We start from the raw sequence: 20,251 nt of genomic DNA, 5'->3' as shown, positions 1-20,251 counted from the left end.
CTCGCATGAGCAGGAGTGATGCGTCCCCAGCCGCAAGAGGCTATCGAGGAGTTACGGCGGCAGATCGCGCGCTTGGAGCGCGGCTCCCGTCCCCGCAAGCCCCTGCCCTTCGGCATCCCAGCCATAGACGAGCACCTGCCTGGCCATGGCCTGGCACGTGGCAGCCTGCACGAGATCATCGAAGCGGGACCGGCCGCCGAGTTTGCCGGCGCCGCCACCCTGTTCACGGCCGGCATCGCGGCCCGGCTCAAGGGACCGGTTCTCTGGTGCCTGACCCGGCGCGATCTCTTTGCTCCCGGTCTCCTGCACGCGGGCTTGCATCCCGATCGCGTCATTTATGTCGAGACCTCCCATGACCGTGATGTCCTGCCTCTCGTCGAAGAAGGCCTGCACGAGAGAGGCCTTGGAGCTGTCGTTGGCGAGGTCACGCGGTTGGGCCTCACAGCCTCACGCCGGCTGCAGCTCGCAGCAGAGACCTCAGGCGTTACCGCTCTCCTGCTCCGGCGCTGGTGGACCGTTGCCGAGAAGGACCTGACGCAGCTTCCGACCGCTGCCTCAACCCGCTGGCGCATTGCCCCTGTCATTTCCGAACGCCTGCCTGCTCCTGGTCTCGGCCGGGCCCGCTGGCAGGCCGACCTCGTGCGCTGCCGTGGCGCTGAACCCCGTACCTGGATACTGGAGGCTTGCGATGCGAAGGGTCGTCTCGCTTTACCTTCCGACTTGGCCGACCGACCGGATCCGGCGCAGGTTCGGGGCTCCGCCATGCGATAAGCCGCTCGTCACGGTGAACACGGCCGGGTCCCGTCGGATCGTGGCATCGGCCTGCCTGGCCGCACAGGGGCTTGGGTTAATCGCCGGCATGGCCGTTGCCCAGGCCCAGGCCCTGATCCCGGATCTTCATATAATGGAGGCCGATCCCATCGGCGATGAGGGTTCGCTGCGGGAGTTTGCTAAATGGCTGATCCGCTTCTCCCCGGTAGTCGCCCCCGATCCGCCAGACGGGATCTGGATCGACATCGCCGGGGTCGAGCATCTGTTCGGAGGCGAAGAGGCCCTGCTCACGAAGCTTCTCGATCGCGCCCAGAGCAGCGGCATCAACGCCCGAGCCGCCATTGCCGATGGCCCCGGTGCAGCTTGGGCCATCGCCCGTTACGGGAAGGCCGCGATCGTCCCGCCGGGCCGGACCGTTGATGCCATCTCGCCCCTGCCCGTTCAGGCGCTCCGGCTTTCGCACGAAACCATCAACGTCATGCATCGCCTTGGGATCGAACGGGTTGGGCAGCTTGCTGCCATGCCCCGGGCACCCATGGTGCGCCGGTTCGGCCGCGAGGCTGCCCTGCGTCTCGACCAGGCCATGGGGCATGCGTTTGAGCCAATCAATCCGCTCATTCCCAAAGAGGCGGCCATCGCGACTTGCGCCTTTGCGGAGCCGATCGGCCGACCGGAGGATCTGAAGAGCGTGGTGCGGCAGCTATCGGACGAGCTGTGTCGCGAGCTCGCCAAGCGTGGTGAGGGTGTTCGCCGACTGGATCTGATCGTCCGCCGCGTCGATCAGAAAGGGGCTTCGCTGCGGGTCGGCACGGCCAAAGCGACACGCGACCACCTTCACCTGGCGAGATTGTTCGATGAGAGACTCGAGACCATCGATCCAGGCTTCGGGATTGAGGAAGTTGTCCTGATCGCCCACCGAACCGAGCCGTTGATCGCGCAGCAGACGGTCGCACGCGGCATCGAGACCGAAAACGAAGCCGTCGATTTGAGCCGTCTCGTCGACCGGATCACCACGCGGGTCGGTGCGGATCGCGTCTATCGCCTGGCGCCCGTCGAATCTCGTGTTCCGGAGCGCATGACGACAAAGGTTCCGGCTCTTGCACCCCCGTCCGGCTCTGTCTGGCCGGAGGCGCTGCCGCGGCCGACACGCCTTCTCGATCCGCCGGAGCCGATCATCTCGACCGCGCTGCTGCCGGACCATCCGCCGGCCTTCTTCATTTGGCGCCGGGTCCGGCACAAGGTACTCAAAGCCGATGGGCCTGAGCGGATCACATCCGAATGGTGGCTTGGCGGCCAACCGAAAATGATCCGCGACTATTACCGGCTCGAGACCGACAAGGGTGCGCGGTTCTGGATCTTCCGTGACGCACCCATGTCGGAGGGTGGCCGCTGGTGGATGCACGGGTTCTTCGCATGACCCGGTATGCCGACCTTCAGGTCACAACCCATTTCTCATTTCTGCGTGGAGCCTCCAGCCCTGCCGAACTGTTCGAGCAGGCAAAGGTGCTTGGCATTTCGGCTCTGGGAATTACCGACAGGAATTCTCTGGCAGGAATTGTCCGCGCCTATGACGCCTCCCGCGAAACCGGTGTTCGGCTCATCGTGGGCTGCCGGCTCGATCTGACCGACGGCACGTCGCTGCTCGTCTACCCGACCGACCGCCAGGCCTATTCCCGCCTCTGTCGCCTGCTCAGCATTGGAAAAAGCCGCGGCGGGAAAGGGAGGTGCTTTCTGACCTGGAATGATGTGGTCGCCTGGAACGAGGGCCTGCTCACCATTCTCCTCGGCGACGAGGTCAATGAAAGCCTTCGCTCCAATCTATCGCGCCTGAAGTCTCTGTTCGGCAATCGCGCCTATATGGCGCTGATCCGCCGGTTCGGTCCCAACGAGCATCTCTGGCTCCATTACGTCGAGGAAGCAGCAAAAGCGGCTGGTGTTCCGACTGTCGCTGTCGGCGACATTCTCTACCATCATCCTGACCGGCACCGGCTGCAGGATGTCGTGACCTGCATCCGCGAGGGCTGCACCATCGACGCAGCCGGTTATCGCCTCGAGCGAAACTCCGATCGCCATCTGAAAGACCCGGCTGAGATGCAGCGTCTCTTCGAGCGGCATCCGGCGGCCTTTGGACGGATTCAAGAAATTCTGAACCGATGCACCTTTTCGCTAGACGAGTTGCGTTACCAGTATCCCGATGAGACGGATCCAGGCGGGACCGCTCAGGAGAAACTGGAGCGGCTGACGTGGGAAGGGGCGAACCGCCGCTATCCTGATGGCATTCCCGATGTAGTGGCCGGAACCATCCGGCATGAACTCCACCTGATCGAGGAGTTGGGCTACGCGCCGTACTTCCTGACCGTCAATGCGATTGTCTGCTTCGCGAAGTCACGCGGTATCCTGTGCCAGGGGCGAGGATCGGCGGCCAACTCTGCCGTCTGCTTTGTCCTCGGCATCACCTCGATCAATCCGGTCGAGCACGATCTCCTGTTCGAGCGCTTTGTCTCCCAGGAGCGGCGCGAGCCGCCCGACATCGACGTCGACTTCGAGCACGAGCGGCGTGAGGAGGTAATCCAGTGGATTTATGACACCTATGGCCGGCATCAATCGGCCTTGACCGCGGTCGTGATCACGTATCGTGCTCGGGGAGCGGTCCGCGAGGTCGGCAAGGTGATGGGCCTGCCCGACGATGTGACCGCAGGCCTGTCCGGGCTCGTTTGGGGCTGGGGCAATGACGGCGTGTCAGAGAAGGAGGCCAAGGAACTCAACCTCAACCTCAATGATCCCCGCCTGCGCATGACGCTGGAACTGGCGTCCGAGCTCATCGGCGCACCGCGTCATCTCTCCCAGCATCCGGGTGGGTTCGTCCTCACGCAGGATCGTCTTGATGATCTGGTGCCGATCGAACCTGCCGCGATGGAAAACCGACAGGTGATCGAGTGGGACAAGAATGACATCGACACCCTCAAGTTCATGAAGGTCGATGTGCTAGGCCTCGGCATGCTCGGCTGCATGCGGCGAGCCTTCGATCTGCTGCGCGAACACAAGGGTGAGGACCGTGACCTCGCGAAGATCCCGCTCGATGATCGACCGACCTACCGAATGATCCAGAAGGCCGACACGGTCGGGGTGTTCCAGATCGAGAGTCGCGCCCAGATGGCGATGCTGCCACGGATCAAGCCGGACACGTTCTATGACATCGTGATCCAGGTGGCGATCGTGCGGCCGGGCCCGATCCAGGGTGACATGGTGCATCCGTACCTTCGCCGCCGGGAAGGTCATGAGAAACCGGAGTATCCGCGGCCGGAGTTGAAGCGGGTGCTGGAAAAGACACTTGGGGTGCCGCTCTTCCAGGAGCAGGCCATGCGGGTGGCCATCGAATGCGCCGGCTTTACGCCCTCCGAGGCCGACCAGCTTCGTCGTGCCATGGCGACCTTCAAGTTGACGGCTGGCGTGACCAAGTTCCGGGACAAGCTCGTGAGCGGAATGACCGCTCGCGGTTACCACCAGGAGTTCGCCGAGCGCACCTTCAAGCAGCTCGAGGGCTTCGGATCCTATGGCTTCCCGGAGAGCCACGCCGCCTCTTTCGCCAAAATCGCCTATGCCTCGTCCTGGATGAAGTGCCATCACCCTGATGTGTTCTGCTGTGCCATCCTGAACTCCCAGCCGATGGGCTTCTATGCCCCGGCGCAACTGGTCAGAGATGCACGCAACCACGGGGTAGAGGTCCGGCCTGTCGATATCAACCATTCGCGCTGGGATTGCACCCTGGAGCCGACCGGCAACCCACGCCGCTTTGCGGTCCGCCTCGGGCTGTGTCTGGTGCGAGGCCTCGCGAATGCCGATGGAGCGATGATCCCCCTGGCCCGGGCTGATCGTCCGTTCGCCTCGATCGAGGACCTGTGGCGGCGAGCCGGGATCCCGATCTCCGCTCTGGAGCGCCTGGCGGATGCTGACGCGTTCAGGTCAATAAGGGTCAGTCGGCGCGATGCCCTCTGGACCCTCAAGGGACTGTCGGATGAACCCTTACCGCTGTTTGCCGCAGCCGACGAGCGCGACAATGTTATTCGTTCCGAGGGAGACGAGCCAGGCGTTGAGCTCACGCCCATGACCGAGGGACGAGAGGTCGTCGAGGATTACCGCTCGAAGGGCTTGACGCTGCGCCAGCATCCGCTCGCCTTCCTGCGTGCCGAATTACGTGAGCGCCGGATTCGCAGCTGCGCCGATCTGCGGCGTGCCCGGGACGGCCAACGCGTGACGGTGGCCGGGCTCGTGCTCGTGCGCCAGAAGCCGGGCTCCGCCAAAGGCGTGATGTTCATGACGATTGAGGACGAGACCGATGTTGCCAACATCATCGTATGGCCGACGCTCTTCGAAAAGCAGCGCAGGCTGATCCTCTCGTCGGGCATGATGGCAATCCGCGGGCGCTACCAGCGCGAGGGCGGTGTAACCCATCTCATTGCAGAACATCTCATCGATCTGTCGAATCTGCTCCGCAGCGTCAGTGACCGTGACGATCCTTTCAGCATGCGTCACGGGCGCGGCGACGAGGCGAAGATCGGCACGCGCAACCGTCTGCGTGAGGGCAACAAGGAGACCACCGTCTCCCCTGCCGCCGAGATATCGGAGCGGGAGAACGGGCCTACCATTCGGGTGGCAACACGTGACTTCCATTGATCCAGCCAATCATGCAACAGGTGTTCGCCATGCAAGAGCCCCACCCCAGCCAATACACAAAACTGCTTAAGATCGGCACGCGGCAATGCCGCTTCATCGTCTCCGACGATCCTCGACGCGCCATTTGCTGCGGAGCCCCAACGCTGGAGGGCTCAAGCTGGTGTGACTGGCACCGACGGCTCGTCTACGTCCCGGCACATGGAAAAGCCCAACGCGACGCTCTGACGACGTAGGTCGGCTTTTCGACGCATCTAGTGCAGATCCAATCCCGAGACCGAACCGTCGCGGGCCACGAGGACAAGTCTGATGCCAGCCCGCCGAATGAGGGGACGTTTCCGCCATGTCTCTACGAGCCTGCGGAAGACCGGCGTATCCGGCACAGCGGCGATCACGATGTCGGCGGCAGACACATCGAACAGGAGCGCCTGCCCCAGCGCCGTCGTGAGGAGCGAGACCTCGAGACTTCCAGCCCTGTAGGCCAGAGGCCCTTTCTGGCATTCCGCAATGATCCGACGGCCATCGACCGTGGTGATGACATCGCCCTCGCCCGGCCGCGAGTGCACCCGGATCGTCTTGTCACCGCGCCGGTATGCGCCGGTCCAGGCGGACCGGCCGACTTGTGGCTCCTTGACCTGCTCCCATCCCTTACCGGCCATGAAGCGTCCGATGTCGAACACGCCGGCGTCGCCGACCTTGATGCTGGTCCCATCGATCGCGACGCTGGCCATCGCTCCCGCGCCTGGAAGCGACAGGATGAACTCAGCAAGCCGCAGCGCGACTTCCGCCTCCGGCATGCGGTCGGCTTGCAACCCGAGCTCTGGCAGCACCTGGTCATTCATAACGTTCGGCTCTCAGCTCATTTCCGGTCCTGGGTTGCGGTCTGGCAGTCTACTCCCAGTCCGCAATCTTTAGTCCGAGGCTACGTGCATTCTCGGAAACGGCCCGCTTGATCTGGTCGCCTGCCCCCTCCGGAAAGTCCGCTGCGATCTCCACGGTGACCCTCACCTGCGCGTTGGGATCCGTCATGAGCAAGCTCACGATCTCCTCCGCGAGCTGGATCATCCGCATCTTCGCTGTCGCCGGCTGGATGTCGGCGGTTCCATGGAACGACCGCGGTTTCGCCTGCACCACAGGCGGTGGCTCCTTCCGTTGTTCCTCTCCGCCTCCCGCAGGCGGGTCTATGCCGAGCAACGGCTTCTCCGGAGGCTTTACCGACTCGGGCCCTTCCTTTGGCTTCGGCCGGTTTACCTCCTCGAAGGCTTTCGCAGCCTCCAGTTCGATGAGCAGCAGCGTGTCATCGAGCTGGAAGTCGCCCATCCCAAGTTGGAAGCCTTCGAAGACATCGCCGTTCTGCCCATAAGCCGTGCCAAAGAAGTCCCGGCTCGCCGCTCCGTTCCTGATCGCTTTGGTGAGCACCTCCCGGTCTTTCAGGCGCGGAAGGTAGAGGTACCGCAGGGTGTCCTCCCAGAACGTAATTGCTCTCACTGCGGGCTCACCGGGCCTCCAGTAGAGCTCCCTCAGCTTCGCGCGAAGGTGGATCGGCGACCACGTCGTGATGACGAGCTCATTGTCGAGGCAGACCCGCTCGATCTCGCTCACGAGCGAGCCGCCGCTCGTGTTGAGCGCGAAAGCCTCGACGTGAGGCTTCGGATCCGTCGCGTTCTCCTGGCCCGGGCACAGCAGCCACTTGAAGCATTCGCGGGTGGCGCGAGGGAGGACGTCCTGGGCGGTCTGAAGTTCCTTCTCAGCCTGCCTTTGTTGAAGCAGGTCGATGTTGAGGCGTGCCTGCTTGATGTCGTCGACGATCGAGCTCCAGGCCAACACAACGCGGGCTGCGTCGTTAAGCCGGGCCAGAGCGCCGTGGTCGGCAGCCAAGAAGACCAAGCGGTTGCCGCGGTAGCGGGGCTTCGGCCCGTTGTTGCGGACGTAGTCCAGCACCGCCTCTTCGGCGATGCGGGCCTCGTCGCGCGAATGCCAGATCTTGGGAGGCAGCACCACCAACCTGAGGGCGCTGTCGTCCGGCACGTCGGCATGAGGCGTGAAGATATGCGCGCCGTCGAAGAACGCAGCGCTACCCACGACGCGCTTCATGCCTTCGGCGATCCTGCCGCGGACATCCGTGTCGTCATTGTACCGTCGTTTACGGTCCTCCATCTCGCGCCGGAGATTGGCGCGCGTGTCGAACCAGTACCGGGTCGCATCCTGGGTCCTGTCGCCCGAGCTATTGAGATAGTGGAGACGGTCTGAAAGCCGGTTCAGGGCATCCGCATAGTTCGAGGAGGCTTGTCCAGGCTGAAGGCACCCGAGCAGGACACGGGCTCGGTCGACCCCGCGAATACCGGATTGATTGACCACAGAGGAAGGAGCGCTGCCGAGGAAGATGGTTCTTGCCACCCGGCGGGCGGCGTGAAGCTGGCCGAAGCGAGGCTCCTTGTTCTCGAGCTCGGTCGTCTCCGCGCGCTCCCCGTCGATGTCGCGTTCGATCACAGGATCCCAGCCGGCCGGCAGGTAATAGGTCAGCTCATTTCGGCTGCTGCCATCGTAAAGCGGCAGCGTCCCGGGCAGGACCATCAGGTCCTTGTTGTCGTCCTTCCAAAGCCGGTAGATGACCTTGGCCATCAGCTTCAGGACGCCGCGGGTGCGCTGGAAGCCATCGATTGTCGTCCAGTCTTCGTAGAGGCGATCGAAAACCTCAGGGTGGATCGGATAAGCCTGCACGAGCCGGTCGTAGTAGCGGCCCTCCTGCGTCTCGGACGGGAGCTTCGCCCCCTCTGCGAGATAGGCGTCGGCGAATGCCCGGCAGACCGCATCCCGTGCCGCCGCGTCGCGCACCGGCTCGAAGAGCCGCCGGCGAACGATCTCGAACGCCTCCTCCGTCGCGACAGGCTTCCAGAGCGCCTGGACGCGCCCGAAGGTCTTCTCGAGCGCCTTCAGTGCAGCGACCCCCCGTTGGCTTCCGGCCTCAATCTCCGATTCCGGCAGCGACGCGAGAACGATCGCCGTTGGCACGAGCTTCACGGCTTCGGTTAAAGCCTGGATGAAGGACAGGTTGCTGTCGTAGGTACCCCCGCTGAGCTGCTGTCCTTCCGGGAACTGGCGAACATAGGCGACGAGCTCGTCGATCAGGATCACGCAGGGCGAGTAGCGCTCAAGCAGGTTCATGAGCACGTCCTTGCCCGGCGAGGTGCCGCTAGCGTCGGCATCCTTCACAAGCTCGAAGCCATCGGCTTGTCCGAGCTGCCATGCGAGCTCGCCCCAGAGGGTCCTGATCTCCTGCTTGCCTTGCATTCTCGACTGGCCAGGTGCGCGGGCAGTGCCATCAATGACGGCCACCCTGGCCCTGGGCACGTCTATGAGGCCGGCGCGGTCGACCAGCTCGGGGATGCCGGCCATCTGCGACAACTCGCATTCTCTCGACGCAAGATGATACACGGCGAGCATCGTGTGCGTCTTGCCGCCGCCGAACGCGGTCTGCAGTTGGATGACAGGCTCGCCCCCTTTCCCGGCCAAGCGCTGCGCCACCTGCGTCAGGAGGAGCCGCATGCCCTCAGTGATGTAGGTGCGCTCGAAGAAGGCAATTGCGTCCTGATATTCGGGACTGGCCTTCCTTGTGTGAACAGCCGTGATGTCGGCCGCAAACTCGGATTGCTGGAACGTGCCGCCGAGCACGTCACGATGGGGAACGGCGATTTCTCTCCAAGGTTTCATGACAGAGCTCCTCAGGCGTCGAACAGAGAGGCCTGCTTCGGACCTGCGGCCTTGGCGGCGGCAGACTCGATGGCGCTCCAACTCGTGATGATTTCGTTGTAGGCCCGGGCGTCTTCTGCCCATCCGGCCCGCTCGCATAGCGTATAGAGTCGGTAGGCGAGCTGACGGGTCGCTTCCGCCTTCGTCGCGACAGCGGCAAGAACTGCACCAGCTCCAGTTTCACCCTGCGTCCGGAATACGCGGATGAGCTGATGAAGCACCTCCCATATCGGGAGGCGGAAGTCGGTCTCCGGTTTCCAATCGCCTGGGTAATCGGCCCATTTTAGGAGCCGCACAACGCCCCCGGTAGCGTAGATGACGCCCGACTGCTTTACTCCGTCGACTGAGGTCCCCTTGGCACGCGTGAGAGTATCAGCGTCGCCGAATCGGCCCTCGCCCCACCCGTGCTGTTCAAACCAGTGCAGGCAGAACTGAGTGTCTGGATCGAAATCATCCTCCGCGAGAAACCGGTTAATCAAGCGGAGAGCCGTCTGCACCGTCATAGGCGTGCCGTCTGCCTCTAAAACGGCAGCATACTTGGAGAAGACTGCCATACCCGGACCAATGATCGCTTGCGACAAGTCAACGGGCGCGACCGGCGACCGATCATCACCAGAACCCCGAGTCATCTCATCAAGAGCTTCCGGTAAAACCTGATTAAGCTCACGAATGAATGCCCTCCGCGAGATAGTGGCGGCAGTCTCTGGACGAGGGCGACAGACGAGAACAATGCTGGATGCAAGTGCATTGTTACCGGACCCGATCATTCGATTGGCCAATTCAGTTCGCATTGGCCAAGTCCCAGTCAGGGAGAACCCAGCGCGAATTACTGCGTCAAGGAAGGTCTCCCAGCCAGTGCTGGCGGTTCCAGCCTCGCTCTTGGTTTCCGCTTGCTTGAAGGCGTAATAGATCGTGACGGGGAAAGCCGAGTGACTCTGTTCCGCGAGACGATGCATCGCCCGGGTCATCCCGTTGAGGAAGAACGCCTCTGCCTTCTGCTTGCTTCCGTGCCGATAAGGTGTAGCAACGAGTTCTTCAGCCTTAGGTACAGCAACCGTAGCGAATAGAGACGGGAAAACGGGCCTCAGAGACCTGCGGAGCCACACATAGAAGAAATCTGAAAGGTCAGCATAGCCGATGTTATCATAGTAAGGTGGATCCGTAGAGATGACCTTGCCGCAGCTGATGGATTGAGACATCGCGTCATCCTGGGTGCCTTGACCTAACCGAGCCCCATATCCAGCCGCAACGCCTTCTAAACTCTCTGCAGTCCATTCGACTGCCCCAGCAAAGCTGCCTGTTCCATCCAGCAGAGTGTTAAGCTCCGCATAGTCCCACGTCATGGGTATACTCTGGCGGGCAAATGTATTCCGTGTTGAATCCCGCTCTGTAAACCAAGTACAAATCGTTGACCCGCGATCTGCGAGCTTCGAAATCGCGAATGCCAGGTAAATGCTTATTGCCTCAGCGTAGGCGCGAGCTCCACATCCACCAGCTGCAATACCGATATCATCGTCGGACATACCTGCGGCGACTGCGGCGTGCCGCGCTCGATCACGGACCTGCTCAACCAGCATGGCAAACGTATCGAGCGCGACGAGCTGTCGAGCCGAGAACAAGTCACCGTACTCGGTCAGGCCGTATTGTACGGTCCAGAAGTTCCGTGGATCATCGGCGAGCTTGGTATCTGGCTTCCATTCCGGGAGCACTCGCTTGGCTACTTCTTCCACCTCCTCACTCGGCGGAAGATAGATGCGACCGCGCTCACCTTCCGCGACGATTGCCATTAGTCGCGCGCCGATGCGCCCGGCCTGCCCTTCTGCCTTTATGTAATCACTTGAGATAGGTGTGTCGCTCATAAGGCAGCGGAAGTTTGCCCCGCGGGAGAGCTTCGTGCCCGTCTTCGCGATTTCGGCATTTGAAGGCTTACCAACCTTAGCAGTAAACCTATAACCTTCACCTGTAACGATGGGCTCAACGAACGTTTCCTTCCCTGCTTTGGTCGAAAGCATGAAAGTAGATGCCAAGGGTACATCGATGTTGCGGAACGCCGGGTTAGGACTTTTAACGGTCCGCGCCCATATCCAGGCGACGGGCGTTAATTTCTTCCCGACCAGAGAACTCAAGTCAGGTCGCTCGGCCAGCATTTCTGGGGTCACTTCGACCAGAGGGTAAAGATGTCCAATGAGCGCCTGTGCCTCATTGCGTATCCACTCACCATATCGACGTACATCTTCAGCTAATCCAGTCGCACCGTCCCAATTATGTTCCAGTTGTAGCTGAACGCTCGTTTTACCTGTTCGCGCTGGACCAACAGGCGCTCTCCCCGAAAACTTCGGAGGTATTTCGATCATCGCTTTATTGATGAGCACTGCGACCGGGTTGAGGTCGCTAGCAAATGACGCAAGGCCTAGTCGTTGCGCCTCAAGAGGAATTGCTCCGCCACCCGCAAACGGATCGTGAAATCCCGGCAGCTTTTCAGGATCGAACAACTCGCTAGCGTGAGGATGGTCGGCATTAATCTCACACGTCTCACGCCACGAGCGCCGGATCTCTGCGCGGGCTTTTTCGAGAACTTCCTCGTTCGTTGTGTTCTCCCACTTGACGAGTTCTCCAAGGATCCCGAAAAGCCTCTTCCGGCTATTGGCCCACGAAGCTTTCAGGTGGTTCGGAGGTACTTCCCCAGGGTGATCCATCTCCCATTTCCAGGACGGATCATTGACCATTTGGGCGAAGATGACGGCGCGCGCGGCCGCCAAAGGGCGACGAGCCCACCAAAGGTGCAGCGTGCTGGGGTGTCCGTGACGGATGGATTTCTCCCGAGCTGCCTCCACGTTGATCGCATCAAGCGGCAGGGCGACCTCGATCAACTTTTTTGGAGCTCTGACGGCATAAGTCATTCTTAAAAGGCCTCTGCCCGAGCGAGCAGGTCGCTCAGGTGGTAATTGACCGACGCGACGCCCCAGGCCGGCTCGCGATCGAATGGATTGCGGATGTAGTGGGGACCTTCCGCCATGTCGTTCTCTCCGACGATGACGATCGCCAGGACGAACTTGTCCCCTTGGTTGAAGGCATAAAGCATTTCGTTCCGGGTGATCGTGACGGTGCTCGCCCCCTTCACCCTTCCCTTCACCTCGACGTGGCGGGGATCCGGCTGCTTTCCGTCGATGGCGGGAGGGTAGGACGTCAGATCCCAACCGCATTTCTCGGCGGAGACGTCGACCACACGGCAACCCCTTGCCTCTTCGGCTCGGCGCACCGCATCCATCGCGATCTTCTCGATCCGCGCGCGGGCTGCGGCGTCAGCAGCGAAAGTCGCTGCGATTGGATCGGTTGGCTCATCGCCGCGGCGCGCCCGCATGAGACCGCCTGGGACAACGAGCGCGCCGCCGAGAGCGACGGGAGTGCCGTTGACGACGTGGCGCATGGACTGAAGCTCCCTCCTGCGGTTCTCAAGCCGTCCTTCAAGGTCGCTGAGGGTCCGGCGTGCGTTGTCGAAGGGAAGCCGCACGTCACGTCCGGCGTCGAGGTCTTCCTTCAGCTTGATCCAGCGGTCCTGCCAGAAGGCAATCTCCTTCGTGAGCCGCTCGTGCACTGCCCTCAAGGTCTTGTCGACGTGCTCGACGCGCCGCTTCGCGACTTCAGCGTAGTGCTCCGGAACCAGAGTGCCTGCAGCCAGCGAGACGGCCCGTGTCTCCTGATCGGCTGTGATCCAAGGGGCTGCGATCTGGTCCTTCACGAGGTCTAGCTCCTCAGCCGGCAAGGGCTCGAGGTCGAGGTGCGGGGCCCAACCGGCGAATGACGCCTTCCCGTCCGGCTCGACCCGAATGAACTGGAGACGCTTAGAGAGGACCGAACCGTCGCCCGACTTCACCTCGTGGGTAAGCAGGAACATGAGCCAGGGCTCGGTCCCTTCATCGGCCGGGTCGACCAGAACGGCACCTTGCCGGAGAAGGTTCGCGTGCTGCTCCAACACGAGGTCGGATACCGAGAGCATCAACGGATGGCCCGGGTGCATGAGATCGGCACGCCGTAATCCGGGCCTGTCCAACGGCTGGATAGCCTCGCGTTCGAAACAGATGCGCTCGTACTTCTTGAACACAGGCTCCTGGTCCCGGCGGTTACGACCGGTGATGCGCCGGTCCCTCTCGCGGATCGACACGGGGACGTGTGTGATCTCGTAGCGCCCGGCCTCGCGCGGGTGCATGACGCCGCCGAGGGCATTGAAGGCTTGCGAGAAGAACGCCCGGACGAAGAGCGGCTGCAGGCGTCGCGCCTCCGCCTTCTCCATCTCCTCTTTGACGGCGAAGAGCCGTTCGGGGCTCATCACCTCCTGCGAGAGAGCGTTCCGGTTGAGCAGCGACTTCAGGTGGTCATGATCAAGTGCGGCGTCGACCTTTTGCGACAGGCGGGCCCGCACCTCCGGCTGGTCGCCGTAGCGGACGGCATCCATCAGAAGATCCTTGAGGCTCCTGTCCTCGAAGACCTCACCCAGGATGTCGAACACCCGCCCCTTCAGGGCCTCGCTCTCGACCTCCAGCTTCTTCAGCAGCCTGTGGTAGACGTCACCCTCGCGGGTCTCCTTGGCGACGAGATTCCAGAGATGGCACACCTCGGTCTGACCGATGCGGTGGATCCGGCCGAAACGCTGTTCGAGGCGGTTCGGGTTCCAGGGGAGGTCATAATTGACCATGAGGTTGGCGTTCTGGAGGTTCACGCCCTCGCCGGCCGCATCCGTTGCGATCAGCACCTGCACGTTCGGATCAGTGCGGAACAAGCCTTGGACCCGTCGTCGCTCGTCACGATGGGTACCACCATGGATCGTCATGATGGCCTCATGATTGCCGAGGACGCCGGCAATCTGCTGGTGGAGATAGTTCAGCGTATCGCGGTGTTCAGAGAAGATGATGATCTTGCGCTGCCGGCCCGATGCGTCGCGCATTTCCGGCTCGTTCTGCAAGATCTTCGAGAGCTCATCCCACTTCCGGTCCTGGCCCGACGCGACGACCTGTTTCGCCTGCTGTTCAAGCCCCTTGAGACTGACGATTTCCGCCTCGAGCTCCGCGACCGTCCGGGCGGCGGTGGCGTCGTCGATCAGGGTCTCCTCAAGATTCTCCTGCTCCTCAGCGCTAAGGTCGTCGTCATCCTCAGGTGCGTCATCGAGGGTCTCTGCCAGGATGCTCCGGCCCCGAACGCCGACCTTCTCCTCCCGCAAGCGGCTCTCAAGGCGCTCCCGGCGCCGCTTCAGGGACTGGTAAATTGCCTCCGGGCTTGAAGCGAGGCGCCGCTGCAGGGCCGTCAAGGCGAACCCGACCGATCCCTTTCGCGCACCTTCGAGCTCATCCGCCTTGCCCATCTCGGTCTGGACGTAATTCGTCACTGCCTCGTAGAGCGCAGCCTCGATGTCGGACAGCGCATAGTTGACCGTGTAGGCTCTACGTTCCGGAAACAACGGGGTGCCATCGAACTTGAGGAGCTCCTCCTTGACCATCCGGCGCATCAGGTCGGAGGCGTCGACCTTATGGACGCCGTCGCGGAACTTTCCATAGAACCGGTCCGAGTCCAGCAGGGCGAGGAACAGCTGGAAGTCCTCTTCCTTGCCGTTATGCGGCGTGGCCGTCATCAGGAGCAGGTGGCGGGTATGAGCCCCCAGCTTCTCAGCGAAGCGGTACCTGCCGGTCTTCTCGAGCTTCGAGCCGAAGTAGTGGGCCCCGAGCTTGTGGGCTTCGTCGAAAATGGCGAGGTCCCAACCCGCGGCGCAGAGCTTGTCCTGCAGCTCCTCGTTGCGGGACGCCTGGTCAAGGCGAACGATTAGATGGTGGTGGTCTTCAAAAGGGTTTCCGCTAGGCGAGGCTTGCTCGAGCAGCTGCGAATAGATCTTGAACTCGAGGCCGAACTTCTCGAACAGCTCGTCACGCCATTGCTCGACGAGGCTGCCCGGCGCGACGATGACGATGCGGCGGGCGTCGGCCCGCATGACGAGCTCGCGGATATAGAGCCCCGCCATGATCGTCTTGCCCGCTCCCGGATCGTCAGCCAGCACGAACCGCAGGGGCTGACGCGGCAGGAGCGACTCGTAGACGGCCGTAATCTGGTGCGGGAGGGGCTGCACGTTCGAGGTGTGCACCGCCATCATCGGGTCGAACAGGAACGCCAGGTCGATCCGCTTCGCCTCGCAGGTCAGCTGGAAGGCGGCCCCGTCCCCATCGAAGGAGAACGGCCGACCGGCCACCGCCTTGTCGATCGCCGCCTCTTCGACGCGGCCGAGCATCCGATCCTTCATCACGCCGTCCGGCGTCCTGTAGATCAGCTGGAGCGCCCCCTCTCCGATGGGAACGGCCGCGACGACGGTCACGATCTGGGTGGGTTCGACGCCCGTGAGACTCTGCCCCGAAGCGATCTCCTCTAGCCGCATTTGGGAAGACTTTCGTGATTATCGGGATAGGCCGGCCGGAATCGGCTGATGGGACGGCGGGAGGTAACGCTCGACTGTGATGCGCCCCTCGAGCAAGCGGGCTTGGGCGATGTCGTAGCCGTTCTGCATCCGCATCAGGGCTTCCAGATCCGCCCCGAAGGCCTTTTCCAGCCGGATCGCCATCTCGGCGGACAGGGAAGCGCGCCCGTTGAGCAGGCGTGAGAGCCCTACCCGATGGACGCCGAGCAGCTGGGCAGCTTCGGTCACGGACAACCCAAGATCCTGCAGGATCATCTTCCGGAGGTAATTTCCGGGATGACGTAACTCAGAAACAATATGCGCCCCAGAATTTCCCATGACGACCGCTTCCCACAGCTTCGGTTTATTGGCTAAAGGAGTATCAGAACTGTCTCGCTTGTACAGTGACGCGCTACAGGATTCCGCAGCTATCCGTCGACCAGATGCAACTCCGCCACAGGGGAAAGAACCACGCGCCGCCGACGTGACCACCCTGTCGACGGGGTATCCTGCCGCCGCGACAGGACTTACGCGTGGGGTTCAGAGACGAGATCGAGGGATGGCTACGGGCGTCATGGAATATCCGCTTAGGCCATTTGGCTGAGTGGATGTCGGCCAGCCCATGACGTAACTCTGCATCGGAGCATTCTGGAGCGCATGACGGTGAGCCGGATTTACCTTCCTTCCAGCGGCCCGGCTGATTGGCGGCGGCTGCTGGCCGATCCATCGAAGCAGTGGCGCTCCGGCTTTTCGGCGAAGACCCTCGCGCACTCCTGGGAGGCGGCCGGCGGGCTTCCACCGGAAATCGTGTCGATGCTGCGGGTCCTGGGCGGCGAGCCCGATCTCCTCCTCGCCTTGCCGGAACACAAGGTGCCCCTACCCGGGGGCTCCAGAGGGGAGAGCCAGAACAATCTGTTCGCACTGGTCAAGGCGGGGGAGCAGACCCTGGCCCTGACGATCGAGGGCAAGGTCGACGAGCCGTTCGGCCAGCTTCTGGGGGAGTGGAAGGCTAACGCCTCCCCTGGCAAGCGCCAGCGCCTGGCGTTCCTGTGTGACCGGCTCGGCCTCCATGAGGAGCAGTTGCCGCCTGACCTCCATTATCAACTTCTGCATCGAACCGTGTCGGCGTTCATCGAGGCGGACCGCTTCAGGACCGACGCCGCAGCCATGATCGTGCACTCGTTCTCACCGCAACGCAGGTGGTTCGACGCATTCGCCCGCTTCGTTTCGCTGTTCGGCTGCTCGGCCGAACCGGGCCGGCTGATCCCGGTGCGTCCCGATGCATCCCGTCTGCTCTATCTCGGCTGGGCCTGCGGCGACCCGCAGTTTCTCGCCGCGAATGAAGAAGGCCGACAAGGATTCAGTCGAGACGATTTTCGCATAGCGACGTCAGGGTAGGCCGATGCTGTACGGATCAGTCGAGTTCACCTATGCGGAACCATTCGCCAACGCCTTGGTGGTTGATCCAGCATGCCGGTCATGGATCCTGGGACGCACCAAGTTCTCAGCCTTCGCCGAGGAAGCGCGCCTCCTGCACGAAGAAATGCGGTCGCAACGCAGCGGAAGCTCCGCGACTTGGTGGCGATCCCACTTCACCGAGAAGTGCCGCTGCCAGGGATGCAGCGGGCAGGAAACCGACCTCCTCGCGATCTTCGAGGCGGCGACAGGCATGTGCTTTGCCTTGCACTTCGAGGTCAAGCAGCCCACCGACAAGTTCCCGACCAAGAAGGATAAGGCCGCCAATTGCGCGATCCGGGCACAGTGTTGGGCGAAATCGGCACCGAAAGCTGTTGTGCCGCATGGTGACGCTGCGACGGTCCTGCTGTGCAGCGCTTCGAAGCTGGCGGAATACTCACCGCACCTGCCAAAGTTTGAAAGTGTGATCACGTTCGAGGAATTCGCACGGGCGCACCCGGAAGCCACTTTAGCGTTTTGAGAACCGCCGCTGCTGCATAAGGTGTCATGCCCCGCCGGAGGACCCGCCCGTGTGCAATCTTTACTCCAGCTACACCACTCAGGAGGCGATGCGTCGCGCCTTTGAGGTCGCCCGCGACAATGCCGGCAACGTCCCTCCCCTGCCCGCGATCTTCCCGGATCAAATGGCTCCCGTGGTGCGTACGGTCGACGGCGAACGCGAGCTCATCCGGATGCGCTGGGGCTTTCCGCCCCCGCCGAAAGTGGGCACCCAACCGGTCACCAACGTGCGCAACGTGTCGTCGCCCTTCTGGCGCGCCTGGCTGAAGCCGCAGTACCGGGTCCTGATTCCGTTGACCAGCTTCAGCGAGTACAAGGACACCAAGCCGCGCAAGACACCAGTCTGGTTCGCGCTGGGCAAGGACCGGCCGCTGGCGGCTTTCGCCGGCATCTGGCGGCCGTGGACGGGTGTCCGCGGCACAAAGGCGGAGCCGGTCGAGGGCGAGCATCTGCTCTACTCCTTCCTGACCTCGGAGCCAAACGGCGTCGTCGGGCCGATCCATCCCAAGGCCATGCCGGTGATCCTGACGACCCCGGAGGAGTACGAAACTTGGCTTACCGCGCCGGCAGAAGTAGCGCTCAAACTGCAGCGACCGCTTCCCGACGACATGCTCCAAATCGTGGCCGAAGGCGGAAGGTCTGACCAACCCGAGAATGGCCGGGCCGGTTCACATGCCTAAGGAGATCGAGTACGCCGTCGTCCGGCTGGTCACCGATATCCTCGGGGTCTCCACGGCGTCGACGCCGGACTGGCTTGTGCGTCCCGGCCGGGCCGAGTGCGGCGACCGTTGGCCGCTCGTCTGCTCGATCTATTCGGAGCTCACGGGGCTCGAGCTCCCCGACGAGATGCGCAAGGTCGAGCGCCGCACGGTCGACGCAGTCTTGGTCGTCCCGAGTTCGCCACCCCGCATCCTTGAGGTCGACGAGAAGCAACACTTCAACGCCTACCGCGCGACGACGCTGCGGCGCTACAAAGATGACATTCCGCTCGCGTTCGACGCCGACCTCTGGATCGCGCGGTCTGACGCAAAGACCAAGCTCGAGGGCGGTGGATTCGGCCGTCCCAAGCCGCCGCTGTTTCCTGGCGATGGCGGACGGCACCGTCAGCGCGCATTCCGTGACGCCTTAACGGACATCCTCGCGCCCCATCACGGCTTCGCACCGACGCTGCGGATCGCAGACTTCGAGGTGAAGGATTGGATCAACAGTCCCGACCGGACCGACAGGATGAGGCGGCTCCTTTCGACCCGCATGTAGGCGAGAACGACGGTCGAGATCGTTAGTTCGCGGCCCTCGAGATGATCACTTGATTGGATCCAAGGTATCCAGCGTTCGAACCCGACCCTTTGCTTGGTGCAGCAAGGATGCCCTTCGATCATCGCTCACTTGTCCCACTGCAACACTGCCGTAGAGTGTGCTTACCGTTTCTGACCACGGATTTACAGATCGCACAATGAAGCAACCGAGCCGCCGCGAGTTCATTTGATGACCGACGATCTAGTCCCAAGGCCAGAGGATCTTTTTACTCAGCTGAGAAGCACCATAAAGCCAGATCGCAATGCTCCTGCTTGGGCCAGTCAGCCGGATGAGCTGCTGCATCGTCTTCGGACGCACCTGCGGGATACCGACCGCTTTAGCTCGCACTCGATCCGTCCTCATCTTACGCTGGCTTATATCACCAGGATGAGCCCTGAGCCTTGGGAGATTCGTAAGACGGCGGAGATTTTCGGCTATCGGGGCGGAGAGTTCTATCAGCGCAACCCTTCGGCGATTGACGAAGAAATTTCAGAGTCATTCACGTGGGACACCCTGCACGAGTTTGGCGCGCAGCGGATGGTCGCAGTCTATCTCGCCACCCTGATGAAAAAGACCTATCGGACGCCGTTCCATGTTTCTGAACTGCAAATGTTCAATCCCGAAGCTGCTGGCTCAGATAGGTGGTTCCACGTGAACATCTACGGTTTGCCTTGGGATGAAACAGGCAACTTCACCATTCAAACCTCGAAGTTCAGGAAAGAGCACGCTGATTGCTACAAAGCGGCGGGCAGAAAAGCCTTCAGGGTAACGCTAAGTGACTTTCGAACCGAGGTCGTCGAGCGCGTGCGCGCTGCGGAAAACCGTGCGCGAGCCAAGCGCGGAATAGCAGCGATCGGCGAAGGATGGGTGAACGAAACCGACCTCTTCTACCGCGTCAAGTCTATGTTCCCTGGCCTCGACGTTACTCATCATGGGCAGCCGAAGTGGCTTGGGCGGCAGCACCTGGATATCTGGATTCCTAATCTGAACGTTGCGATCGAATACCATGGAGAGCAGCACTTCAAGGAGGTCGCCCATTTTGGCGGGCTCGCCGCTCTTGAGGGAACGAGAGCCCGTGACGAGCGTAAGCGCCAGCTATGTAAAGCCAACGGCGTTCGCCTAATCGAAGTCACATTCGAGATGCGCCTAACAGATGACGAATTGCGCGCGCTGGTGGGAGGTCCGGGCGAGTAGTTGTCTCTCAGCAGAACCGTGTTGCATGGAGCGGCTGGTGAACGCACTCCGGCCGCTGGCGCGGGAGGCTGTCAGCCGCCTCTGCGTGCACACCCAGGAGAGCGAGGGTAAGCGCGCATTTCAAAGCACGTCGGGCGGGGTTCAGGCTGGCCGTGTGTTGAA

General features: G+C 62.2%; 14 protein-coding genes. 9 read left to right on the top strand and 5 right to left on the bottom strand.

Annotated features, from left to right (window positions below):
- Positions 1-18: 18 nt before the first annotated feature.
- The 4 genes from OC446_RS06840 to OC446_RS31000 are packed head-to-tail and all read left to right on the top strand — an operon-like array spanning position 19 to position 5,678.
- On the top strand, positions 19-771 hold the full coding sequence (locus OC446_RS06840) for an ImuA family protein (protein WP_262028306.1): 753 nt from the start codon (positions 19-21) through the stop codon (positions 769-771).
- Complete coding sequence (locus OC446_RS06835; RefSeq protein ID WP_262028305.1) at positions 689-2,188, top strand: Y-family DNA polymerase; 1,500 nt, start codon at positions 689-691, stop codon at positions 2,186-2,188. The genes OC446_RS06840 and OC446_RS06835 overlap by 83 nt, the downstream gene beginning before the upstream one ends.
- On the top strand, positions 2,185-5,445 hold the full coding sequence (locus OC446_RS06830) for an error-prone DNA polymerase (protein WP_262028304.1): 3,261 nt from the start codon (positions 2,185-2,187) through the stop codon (positions 5,443-5,445). The genes OC446_RS06835 and OC446_RS06830 overlap by 4 nt, the downstream gene beginning before the upstream one ends.
- 11 nt (positions 5,446-5,456) lie before the next feature.
- Positions 5,457-5,678 (top strand): GcrA family cell cycle regulator, encoded by a 222-nt coding sequence (locus OC446_RS31000; RefSeq protein WP_410055022.1) that lies wholly within the window; start codon positions 5,457-5,459, stop codon positions 5,676-5,678.
- Positions 5,679-5,696: 18 nt separating this feature from the next.
- Here OC446_RS31000 and OC446_RS06825 read toward each other — a convergent pair whose 3' ends face one another.
- The 5 genes from OC446_RS06825 to OC446_RS06805 are packed head-to-tail and all read right to left on the bottom strand — an operon-like array spanning position 5,697 to position 15,964.
- Positions 5,697-6,284: a hypothetical protein gene (locus tag OC446_RS06825; RefSeq protein WP_262028303.1), complete on the bottom strand. Its 588-nt coding sequence runs from the start codon at positions 6,282-6,284 to the stop codon at positions 5,697-5,699.
- A gap of 49 nt (positions 6,285-6,333) precedes the next feature.
- A complete protein-coding gene (locus OC446_RS06820; RefSeq protein WP_262028302.1) occupies positions 6,334-9,153 on the bottom strand; it encodes an ATP-binding protein in 2,820 nt (939 codons plus the stop codon).
- Positions 9,154-9,164: 11 nt separating this feature from the next.
- The gene (locus OC446_RS06815; RefSeq protein WP_262028301.1) at positions 9,165-12,092 is read right to left on the bottom strand and encodes a DUF1156 domain-containing protein; all 2,928 of its coding nucleotides are present in this window, start codon (positions 12,090-12,092) and stop codon (positions 9,165-9,167) included.
- 2 nt (positions 12,093-12,094) lie between these two features.
- On the bottom strand, positions 12,095-15,607 hold the full coding sequence (locus tag OC446_RS06810) for a helicase-related protein (protein ID WP_262028300.1): 3,513 nt from the start codon (positions 15,605-15,607) through the stop codon (positions 12,095-12,097).
- Between the two features lie 18 nt (positions 15,608-15,625).
- Entirely contained in the window at positions 15,626-15,964 is a 339-nt protein-coding gene (locus tag OC446_RS06805) for a HigA family addiction module antitoxin (protein WP_262028299.1), read from the bottom strand.
- 318 nt (positions 15,965-16,282) lie between these two features.
- On the opposite strand from OC446_RS06805, the gene OC446_RS06800 reads away from it, so the two are divergent.
- The 5 genes from OC446_RS06800 (at position 16,283) to OC446_RS06780 (ending at position 20,089) form a co-directional block, all read left to right on the top strand.
- A complete protein-coding gene (locus OC446_RS06800) occupies positions 16,283-17,023 on the top strand; it encodes a DUF6946 family protein (RefSeq protein ID WP_262028298.1) in 741 nt (246 codons plus the stop codon).
- Positions 17,024-17,027: 4 nt separating this feature from the next.
- Positions 17,028-17,561: a hypothetical protein gene (locus tag OC446_RS06795; protein ID WP_262028297.1), complete on the top strand. Its 534-nt coding sequence runs from the start codon at positions 17,028-17,030 to the stop codon at positions 17,559-17,561.
- A gap of 49 nt (positions 17,562-17,610) precedes the next feature.
- Positions 17,611-18,279 (top strand): SOS response-associated peptidase, encoded by a 669-nt coding sequence (locus tag OC446_RS06790; protein ID WP_262028296.1) that lies wholly within the window; start codon positions 17,611-17,613, stop codon positions 18,277-18,279.
- Positions 18,272-18,856 (top strand): hypothetical protein, encoded by a 585-nt coding sequence (locus OC446_RS06785; protein ID WP_262028295.1) that lies wholly within the window; start codon positions 18,272-18,274, stop codon positions 18,854-18,856. The genes OC446_RS06790 and OC446_RS06785 overlap by 8 nt, the downstream gene beginning before the upstream one ends.
- Positions 18,857-19,084: 228 nt before the next feature.
- A complete protein-coding gene (locus tag OC446_RS06780) occupies positions 19,085-20,089 on the top strand; it encodes a hypothetical protein (protein WP_262028294.1) in 1,005 nt (334 codons plus the stop codon).
- Positions 20,090-20,251 lie beyond the last annotated feature (162 nt).

This window comes from Microvirga sp. Mcv34, from assembly GCF_024519725.1.
Classification (GTDB): Bacteria; Pseudomonadota; Alphaproteobacteria; order Rhizobiales; family Beijerinckiaceae; genus Microvirga.
Note: the sequence above shows the minus strand (reverse complement) of the source record. Positions and strands in the feature narration are given on the sequence as shown.

Bases quoted from the DNA above. Each gene is read 5' to 3' on its own strand.
- OC446_RS06825 (WP_262028303.1), bottom strand. From the start codon at position 6,284: ATGAATGACCAGGTGCTGCCAGAGCTCGGGTTGCAAGCCGACCGCATG.
- OC446_RS06810 (WP_262028300.1), bottom strand. From the start codon at position 15,607: ATGCGGCTAGAGGAGATCGCTTCGGGGCAGAGTCTCACGGGCGTCGAA.
- OC446_RS06815 (WP_262028301.1), bottom strand. From the start codon at position 12,092: ATGACTTATGCCGTCAGAGCTCCAAAAAAGTTGATCGAGGTCGCCCTG.
- OC446_RS06835 (WP_262028305.1), top strand. From the start codon at position 689: ATGCGAAGGGTCGTCTCGCTTTACCTTCCGACTTGGCCGACCGACCGG.
- OC446_RS06795 (WP_262028297.1), top strand. From the start codon at position 17,028: ATGCTGTACGGATCAGTCGAGTTCACCTATGCGGAACCATTCGCCAAC.
- OC446_RS06780 (WP_262028294.1), top strand. From the start codon at position 19,085: ATGACCGACGATCTAGTCCCAAGGCCAGAGGATCTTTTTACTCAGCTG.
- OC446_RS06830 (WP_262028304.1), top strand. From the start codon at position 2,185: ATGACCCGGTATGCCGACCTTCAGGTCACAACCCATTTCTCATTTCTG.
- OC446_RS06840 (WP_262028306.1), top strand. From the start codon at position 19: ATGCGTCCCCAGCCGCAAGAGGCTATCGAGGAGTTACGGCGGCAGATC.
- OC446_RS06820 (WP_262028302.1), bottom strand. From the start codon at position 9,153: ATGAAACCTTGGAGAGAAATCGCCGTTCCCCATCGTGACGTGCTCGGC.
- OC446_RS31000 (WP_410055022.1), top strand. From the start codon at position 5,457: ATGCAACAGGTGTTCGCCATGCAAGAGCCCCACCCCAGCCAATACACA.
- OC446_RS06800 (WP_262028298.1), top strand. From the start codon at position 16,283: ATGACGGTGAGCCGGATTTACCTTCCTTCCAGCGGCCCGGCTGATTGG.
- OC446_RS06785 (WP_262028295.1), top strand. From the start codon at position 18,272: ATGCCTAAGGAGATCGAGTACGCCGTCGTCCGGCTGGTCACCGATATC.
- OC446_RS06805 (WP_262028299.1), bottom strand. From the start codon at position 15,964: ATGGGAAATTCTGGGGCGCATATTGTTTCTGAGTTACGTCATCCCGGA.